Below are 1,269 nucleotides of genomic sequence, written 5' to 3'. Positions count from 1 at the left end.
GCGAGTTGATGCGTATCGTCATCGTCGGCCATGTCGATCACGGGAAGTCGACCCTGGTCGGCCGCCTGTTCCACGATACCGGCTCATTGCCCGAAGGCAAGTTCGAGGCCATCAAGGCGATGTGCGAGCGGCGCGGCATGCCGTTCGAATGGGCCTTTCTCATGGATGCGTTCCAATCGGAGCGCGATCAGGGCATCACCATCGATACCGCGCAGATCTGGTTCAAGACCGCAGCGCGTGACTATACCATCATCGATGCACCTGGGCACCGCGAGTTCATCAAGAACATGATCACCGGCGCTTCCAGCGCCGAAGCGGCTTTGATGCTGATCGATGCGGGCCAGGGCATCCAGCAGCAATCGCGCCTGCACGCCTTTCTGCTCAACCTGCTCGGCGTCAAGCAGATCGCGGTGCTGGTCAACAAGATGGATCTGGTGGATTTCCAGGAACAGCGCTTCAACGACATTGCGCAGGAATACAGCCACTATCTGGGTTCACTCGGCATTGCCGCCAACTACATCATTCCGATGACGGCGCGCGATGGCGACAATATCGTCCAGCGCTCGGCGCGGATGAGCTGGTATCAGGGGCCGACGCTGGTGGAAGCGCTCGACAGTTTCGAGCCGGCGGCACCGCTTGCCGCTTTGCCGCTGCGCCTGCCGATCCAGGATATCTACAAATTCGACGACCGACGCATCCTGGCCGGCCGTATTGCCAGCGGCAGGCTGGCCGTGGGCGATACGCTGCTGTTTTCGCCCAGCAACAAGACAGCGCGGATTGCCTCGATCGAAGCCTGGGCGGCACCTGAACCGCAGAGCGGCGAAGCCGGCCAGTCGGTCGGCATCACGCTCGACGAGCAGCTGTTCATCGAGCGCGGCGAGATGGCGAGCCATGTCGATGCAGCCCCGCTCGAAAGCCATGTCTTCAAGGCCAAGCTGTTCTGGCTGGCGAAAACGCCGTTGCAGCTCGGCGCCAATTACCGGCTGCGCTTGCAGACGCGTGACGTCAACGTCGTCGTCGAGAGCATTGCCTGCGTCTACGACCCCGAAAGCTTCAGCGCGCGGCAAAGTGCGGTGGTCGCACGCAATGATATCGCCGAGGTCGTGCTGCGCTCGCCGGCCCTGCTGGCACTAGATTCGGTCGAAGCCAATCCGAAGACCGGCCGCTTTGTGCTCTCCGACGGGCGCAACATTCTGGCCGGCGGCACGATCGCCGTCGAAGGCTATCCGGACCAGCGGCGCCTGGTGACGATCCGTTCCAGCAACATCA

The 1,269-nt window shown here is 62.3% G+C and carries 1 protein-coding gene; it reads left to right on the top strand.

Annotated elements, in window-relative coordinates; translation table 11 throughout:
* Nucleotides 1-8: 8 nt before the first annotated feature.
* Nucleotides 9-1,269, top strand: a 1,261-nt coding sequence (locus tag ACE3OO_RS20255) for a sulfate adenylyltransferase subunit 1 (protein ID WP_374305924.1), incomplete at its 3' end; no start/stop codon positions are given.

Source organism: Ferrovibrio sp., from assembly GCF_041906005.1.
Taxonomy (GTDB): Bacteria; Pseudomonadota; Alphaproteobacteria; order Ferrovibrionales; family Ferrovibrionaceae; genus Ferrovibrio.
The sequence above is the reverse complement of the archived record's forward strand: the minus strand, read 5'-3'. Positions and strand labels throughout refer to the sequence as shown.